The organism is Streptomyces sp. AcH 505, assembly GCF_000818175.1.
GTDB lineage: Bacteria > Actinomycetota > Actinomycetes > Streptomycetales > Streptomycetaceae > Streptomyces.
Window position 1 is genome coordinate 4,324,963 of record NZ_JTIY01000001.1, and the last position, 7,107, is coordinate 4,332,069.

Below are 7,107 nucleotides of genomic sequence, written 5' to 3' on the forward strand. Positions count from 1 at the left end.
CCGCCGGCTCGGGGGTCCGGGGGCCTGCCCCCGGTTTCGGGAAGGGGCGGGTAGGGGAACTGCCCGCGCAGCGAAGCCGGCCGCCCGTTACACCTTGTGCAGGTGGAACGTCAGCGACAGGCCCTCGTCCGTGAACGCCGCCCCGTACGACTCGTCGTCCGGTGCGCCCGGCGCGAAGTCCAGGGCCAGGACCTCTTCCGCGATCAGGTCCGCGTGGGCGCGCAGGGCCTCTTCCGTCGGGGACGACGGGGAGGTCCAGCGGACCGCGATCCGGTCCGCCACGTCCAGGCCGCTGTTCTTGCGGGCCTCCTGGATCAGCCGGATCGCGTCGCGGGCCAGGCCCGCCAGGCGGAGTTCCGGGGTGATCTCCAGGTCGAGGGCGACCGTCGCGCCCGAGTCGGACGCCACCGACCAACCCTCGCGCGGGGTCTCCGTGATGATGACCTCGTCCGGGGCCAGCGAGACCTCGGCGCCGTCGACCGTGACCGACGCCGTACCGTCGCGCAGCGCCGCCGACAGGGCCGCCGCGTCCGCCGCGGCGACGGCCGCGGCCACCGCCTGGACGCCCTTGCCGAAGCGCTTGCCCAGGGCGCGGAAGTTGGCCTTCGCCGTCGTGTCGACCAGCGAGCCGCCGACCTCCGACAGGGTCGCGAGGCCCGCGACGTTCAGCTCCTCCGTGATCTGGGCGCGCAGCTCGTCCGAGAGCGACTCGAAGCCCGTCGCGGCGATCAGTGCGCGCGACAGCGGCTGACGGGTCTTCACGCCCGACTCCGCACGCGTCGCGCGGCCCAGCTCCACCAGGCGGCGGACGAGCAGCATCTGCTTCGACAGCTCGGGGTCGATCGCCGCCAGGTCCGCCTCCGGCCATACCGACAGGTGTACGGACTCGGGCGCGTCCGGGGTGACCGGGACGACCATGTCCTGCCAGACGCGCTCCGTGATGAACGGGGTCAGCGGCGCCATCAGCCGCGTCACCGTCTCCAGCACGTCGTGCAGCGTCCGCAGCGCCGCCTTGTCGCCCTGCCAGAACCGGCGGCGCGAGCGCCGCACGTACCAGTTCGACAGGTCGTCGACGAACGCCGACAGCAGCTTGCCGGCGCGCTGCGTGTCGTACGCCTCCAGCGCCTGCGTCGACTGGTCGACCAGCGCGTGCAGTTCGCTCAGCAGCCAGCGGTCGAGCAGCGGCCGGTCGGCCGGCGCCGGGTCGGCCTCCGAGGGTGCCCACAGCGACGTACGGGCGTACAGCGCCTGGAACGCGACCGTGTTCCAGTACGTCAGCAGCGTCTTGCGCACGACCTCCTGGATCGTGCCGTCACCGACGCGCCGCGCCGACCACGGCGAGCCGCCCGCCGCCATGAACCACCGCACGGCGTCCGCGCCGTGCTGGTCCATCAGCGGGATCGGCTGCAGGATGTTGCCGAGGTGCTTGGACATCTTGCGGCCGTCCTCCGCGAGGATGTGGCCGAGGCAGACCACGTTCTCGTAGGACGACTTGTCGAAGACCAGCGTGCCGACCGCCATCAGCGTGTAGAACCAGCCACGCGTCTGGTCGATGGCCTCGGAGATGAACTGCGCCGGGTAGCGCTTCTCGAACAGGTCCTTGTTCTTGTGCGGGTAGCCCCACTGCGCGAACGGCATCGAACCCGAGTCGTACCAGGCGTCGATGACCTCGGGCACGCGCGTCGCCGTCAGCTCGCAGCCGGACTCCGGGCAGCCGAAGACCACCTCGTCGATGTACGGGCGGTGCGGGTCGAGCGACGACTGGTCGGTGCCGGTCAGCTCGGTCAGCTCGGCGCGTGAGCCCACGCACGTGAGGTGGTTGTCGGCGCAGCGCCAGATCGGCAGCGGCGTGCCCCAGTAACGGCTGCGCGACAGCGCCCAGTCGACGTTGTTGTTCAGCCAGTCGCCGTACCGGCCGTGCTTGACCGAGTCGGGGAACCAGTTGGTCTTCTCGTTCTCCGCCAGCAGCCGCTCCTTGACCGCCGTCGTCCTGATATACCAGGACGGCTGCGCGTAGTAGAGGAGCGCGGTGTGGCAGCGCCAGCAGTGCGGATAGCTGTGCTCGTACGGCACATGCCGCAGCAGCAGACCGCGTGCGCGCAGATCCTCGGTCAGCGCCTCGTCGGCCTTCTTGAAGAAGACGCCGCCGACGAGCGGCACGCTCTCCTCGAACGTGCCGTTCGGCCGGATCGGGTTGACCACCGGCAGGCCGTACGAGCGGCAGACCTTCAGGTCGTCCTCGCCGAAGGCGGGGGACTGGTGGACCAGACCCGTACCGTCCTCCGTCGTCACGTACTCGGCGTTGACGACGTAGTGCGCCGGCGTGTCCTCGGGGAAGTCGATGAGCGTGAACGGGCGCTGGTAAGTCCAGCGCTCCATCTCGCGGCCGGTGAAGGTCTGCCCGGTGCGCTCCCAGCCCTCGCCCAGCGCCTTCTCCAGCAGCGGCTCGGCGACGACAAGACGCTCCGTGCCGTCCGTCGCGACGACATACGTGACGTCGGGGTGCGCGGCGACCGCGGTGTTGGACACCAGCGTCCACGGGGTGGTCGTCCAGACCAGCAGCGCCGCCTCGCCCGCGAGCGGGCCGGAGGTCAGCGGGAAGCGGACGAAGACGGAGGGGTCGACGATCGTCTCGTACCCCTGCGCCAGCTCGTGGTCGGACAGCCCCGTCTCGTCCTTCGGGCACCAGGGCGAGACCCGGTAGTCCTGGATGAGCAGACCCTTGTTGAAGATCTCCTTCAGCGACCACCAGACGGATTCGACGTACTCCGGGTCCATCGTCCGGTACGCGTCGTCGAGGTCGGTCCAGTACCCCATGCGGGTCGTCAGCTCGGCGAAGGCGTCCGTGTGCCGGGTGACCGACTCGCGGCACTTGGCGTTGAACTCGGCGATGCCGTACGCCTCGATGTCCTTCTTGCCGTTGAAGCCCAGCTCCTTCTCGACGGCCAGCTCGACCGGCAGCCCGTGGCAGTCCCAGCCGGCCTTGCGCGCGACGTGATAGCCGCGCATGGTGCGGAAGCGGGGGAAGACGTCCTTGAAGACGCGGGCCTCGATGTGATGCGCGCCCGGCATGCCGTTGGCGGTGGGCGGGCCCTCGTAGAAGACCCACTCGGGGCGGCCCTCGGACTGGTCGAGGCTCTTGGCGAAGACCTTGGCGTCGCGCCAGAAGTCCAGCACGGCGTGCTCCAGGGCGGGCAGGTCGACCTGCGCCGGCACCTGGCGGTAGAGCGGCGGGGTCAGGGGTGTCGCGGGTGTCGCTGGCGTGGTCATCGGTCGCTTCCTCCGGCGGAACTGCGTCGTCTCCGTCGAAGGGACGAGAGCTGGGCTCCCGCGGTACCACCCTCCTTGGCCCCGGGCGTACGCCGCCCGTGGCCCCCTCATTGGGGTCGCGCTGCCGGTTCTACTCGCGCCGGTCCTTCGAGGACCCGCGCTTTCTTCCGGCGGCTCCGGGGTGATCCTTCACTTCGCGCTGTGCCCCCGGGCTCGCACCGTCCCCGGGTCGCTCATGGCCGCTTACGACGCTACTCGTCCCCATCCACGCCTTTCGCTGACGCCAGTGTACGGTCCCGCGCGGCGCGGGCAGACCCGATTTTTCCGCGCGGCGGCGGGGCCGGTCCCAGGTCGGCATACGGCGCAGCGCGTGACCCGAATGGTCATGACGTAGCAGGACACTCCCGGCAGCCGCCCGGCGGCGGATTACCGGGCGGGGAGCTGGGCACAACGCATGGAGGCGTGTCTTGTCACGACAGGGGGAGGCCCGTGGCGGCGGCGTGCCCCGTTGCCGCGGGGGCGATGTCGATTTATCGTCCCAACACGATTTGCGCGCAAGATCACAAAATGTGAAGGGGCCGCGGCATGGTGGCGAAGAAGTCCGCCGCGAACGACTCAGCCGCGAGCAAGGCGGCGGCGAAGAAGGCGGCGAAGAAGGCGGCGAAGAAGTCGTCGGCCGAGCGGTCGCCGGAGGGCACGGCACCGGCGAAGAAGAGGCCGGCGAAGAAAGCCGCGGCGAAGAAGGCCGCACCAGCGGCCGAGGGGGCGGCCCAGGCCGCGGAACAGACGGGAGCCAAGACGGTGGGAGCCAAGAAGACTGCGGGCGGCAGCGGGACCACAGCCGCCACCGAGGGCGCCGCGACCGCGACAGCGGTTCCGCCGGCACCCGTCGCCGCCGCGACACCTCCGGGGGAGCTGGCGGTACGCCCGGGTGAGGACCCGTGGACACCGGAAGAGGTCGCCGAGGCGCGTGCGGGCCTGGAGGGCGAGGTGACGAGGCTGGCGCACGAGATCAGCTCGTCCGAGCAGGCCCTCGCCGGGCTGATGCGCGACTCCGGGGACGGCGCGGGTGACGACGACGCCGACACCGGCACCAAGAACATCACCCGCGAACACGAGATGTCCCTCAACGCCAACGCCAGGGAGATGCTCGAACAGACCGAGCGGGCGCTCCAGCGCCTCGACGCGGGCACGTACGGCCTGTGCGAGGTCTGCGGCAAACCGATCGGGAAGGCGAGGATGCAGGCGTTCCCCCGGGCCACGCTCTGCGTCGAGGACAAGCAGAAGCAGGAGCGCCGGGGCTAGCCGCTCGCAGCTGTCCGGCGGATCGCCCTCGGGCGGCGGCTGACCTGGGGAGCGTCGTGTCGTATCCTCGGCGTCAAAGCATCTAGGTTGAGGGACTCACGTGACAGAGGCGGAGCGCATCATCGGTACGCCGGATGTCGACGACGAGGCAGCGGAGGCCGCCGAGCGGCCCAAGGGGCGGCGCAAGATCGCCGCCCTGTTCGTCGTCGCCCTCCTCGCCTACCTGCTGGATCTCGGCAGCAAGACGCTGGTCGTGGCCAAGCTGGAGAACGAGGCGCCGGTCGACGTCTTCGGCGACGTGCTGCGGTTCCGGGTGATCAGGAACGCGGGCGCTGCGTTCGGTCTCGGAGCCGCGTACACCGTGATCTTCACGGTCATCGCGGCCGCCGTGATCGTGGTCATCGCCCGGCTCGCCCGCAAGCTGCACAGCCTGCCCTGGGCCATCGCCCTCGGCCTGCTGCTCGGCGGCGCGCTCGGCAATCTCACCGACCGGATCTTCCGGGCACCCTCCGTCTTCCAGGGCGCGGTCGTCGACTTCATCGCGCCCTGGCACTTCGCCGTGTTCAATCTCGCCGACTCCGCGATCTGCTGCGGCGGCGTCCTCATCGTGATCCTGTCCTTCCGGGGCCTGGACCCGGACGGGACAGTCCACAAGGACTGACAAGGCATACTCGACGGGTGAGCTTCCCCGAGATCAGAACGCTGCCCGTGCCCGATGGACTGGAAGGCGAGCGCGTCGACGCCGCCATAGCCCGTATGTTCGGGTTCTCCCGTACGAAGGCGGCCGAGCTGGCCGCCTCAGGGAAGGTCCAGGTCGACGGCTCCGTCGTCGGGAAGTCCGAGCGGGTGAACGGCGGCGCCTGGCTCGAAGTGGAGATGCCGGCCCCCGCGGTGCCGGTGCGGATCGTCGCCGAGCCGGTCGAGGGCATGGAGATCGTCCATGACGACGACGACATCGTCGTGATCGTCAAGCCGGTCGGAGTCGCGGCCCATCCCAGCCCCGGCTGGACGGGCACCACCGTCATCGGCGGCCTGGCCGCCGCCGGATTCCGTATCTCGACCTCCGGCGCGGCCGAGCGCCAGGGCATCGTGCACCGGCTGGACGTCGGCACCTCCGGGCTGATGGTGGTGGCCAAGTCGGAGCGCGCGTACACGCTGCTGAAGGCCCAGTTCAAGGAGCGCGTCGTCGACAAGCGCTACCACGCGCTGGTGCAGGGACACCCGGACCCGATGAGCGGGACCATCGACGCCCCCATCGGCCGGCACCCGCACCACGACTACAAATGGGCGGTCACCGCCGACGGCAAGCCGTCCGTGACGCACTACGACCTGATCGAGGCGTTCCGGTCGGCCTCGCTGCTGGACATCAAGCTGGAGACGGGCCGTACGCACCAGATCCGCGTGCACATGTCGGCCCACCGGCACCCCTGCGTGGGCGACCTGACCTACGGCGCCGACCCGACCCTGTCCAAGCGCCTCGGCCTGACCAGGCAGTGGCTGCACGCGGTGCGCCTCGGCTTCGAGCACCCCTCGGACGGGCGCTGGGTGGAATTCGAGAGCACGTACCCCGCCGATCTGCAGGGTGCGCTGGACAAGGTGAGGGCGGAGAGCAACGCATGACCGAGGCAGCGGCGGGCGGCGCCGCGTACCGGATACGGGTCGCGGTCGACCCGGCCGACCGTGAGGCGTGCTTCGGCATCCGCAAGGACGTCTTCGTCGCCGAGCAGCGGGTGCCCGAGGACATCGAGTACGACAGCCACGACGAGACGGCCGTCCACGTACTCGCGGTCCGCGACGACGGGCTGCCGCTGGGCACCGGACGACTGCTGTACGGCGCCGACGCGGCCGGCAGCACCGGCGGAGCGCCCGGCGTCGGCTCGCTCGGCCGGCTCGCGGTGACCAAGGCCGCCCGCGGTCTGGGCGTCGGCGCGGCGCTGGTGCGCGCCATCGAGGACGCGGCGCGCGAGCGCGGTCTGACCGCCGTCGACCTGCACGCCCAGACGCACGCCATGGGCTTCTACCAGAAGCTGGGCTACGAGCCGTACGGACCCGAGTTCCAGGACGCGGGCATCGCCCACCGGTCGATGCGGCGGGGGCTGTAAAAGCGCCGGTCGGAGCACATGGCACTCTGGTGTCTTGATCGTCCGATCCCCGCCCCAACCTCTGTGGCGGCTGTCGACCGCCGGAGGACGCACCCGTGGACCAGTTGGCGTTGCTCTTCGCGCTGTTGCTCGGTGCGGTGGTCATGGTGCCGGTCGGCGAGCGCATCGGACTGCCGCCGCCGGTCCTGATGACCCTGCTCGGGGTCGTCCTCGCCCTGCTGCCGTTCGTGCCGAACGTCGAGGTGCCGCCGGACTTCATCCTGCCGGTGCTGCTTCCGCCGCTGCTGTACGCGGCCGTGCAGCGCACCTCCTGGCGGCAGTTCGCCGCCAACAGACGCCCCATCTTCCTGCTCGCCGTCGCGCTGGTGTTCGTCACGACGGCTGCGGTCGCCGCGGTCGCCGGCTCGGTCGTACCGGGACTGCCGATCGC

The 7,107-nt window shown here is 70.7% G+C and carries 6 protein-coding genes; 5 read left to right on the forward strand and 1 reads right to left on the reverse strand.

Annotation, left to right across the window (positions count from 1 at the left end; genetic code table 11):
- Positions 1–87 precede the first annotated feature (87 nt).
- The gene (gene ileS, locus HY68_RS19805) at positions 88–3,240 is read right to left on the reverse strand and encodes an isoleucine--tRNA ligase (protein ID WP_041996636.1); all 3,153 of its coding nucleotides are present in this window, start codon (positions 3,238–3,240) and stop codon (positions 88–90) included.
- A gap of 615 nt (positions 3,241–3,855) precedes the next feature.
- Here ileS and HY68_RS19810 point away from each other — a divergent pair.
- The 5 genes from HY68_RS19810 to HY68_RS45295 all read left to right on the forward strand — a co-directional run.
- Positions 3,856–4,575 carry a TraR/DksA C4-type zinc finger protein gene (locus HY68_RS19810; protein WP_041990714.1) on the forward strand — a complete coding sequence of 240 codons (720 nt, stop codon included), beginning with the start codon at positions 3,856–3,858 and terminating at the stop codon, positions 4,573–4,575.
- 100 nt (positions 4,576–4,675) lie between these two features.
- Entirely contained in the window at positions 4,676–5,236 is a 561-nt protein-coding gene (gene lspA / locus HY68_RS19815) for a signal peptidase II (RefSeq protein WP_041990716.1), read from the forward strand.
- A 17-nt stretch (positions 5,237–5,253) separates the two neighbouring features.
- Positions 5,254–6,195 (forward strand): RluA family pseudouridine synthase, encoded by a 942-nt coding sequence (locus tag HY68_RS19820; RefSeq protein ID WP_041990717.1) that lies wholly within the window; start codon positions 5,254–5,256, stop codon positions 6,193–6,195.
- Positions 6,192–6,677, forward strand: coding sequence for a GNAT family N-acetyltransferase (locus HY68_RS19825; protein WP_041990720.1), 486 nt, complete (start codon positions 6,192–6,194; stop codon positions 6,675–6,677). The genes HY68_RS19820 and HY68_RS19825 overlap by 4 nt, the downstream gene beginning before the upstream one ends.
- A 95-nt stretch (positions 6,678–6,772) precedes the next feature.
- Positions 6,773–7,107, forward strand: a 335-nt coding sequence (locus HY68_RS45295) for a cation:proton antiporter (protein WP_041990721.1), incomplete at its 3' end; no start/stop codon positions are given.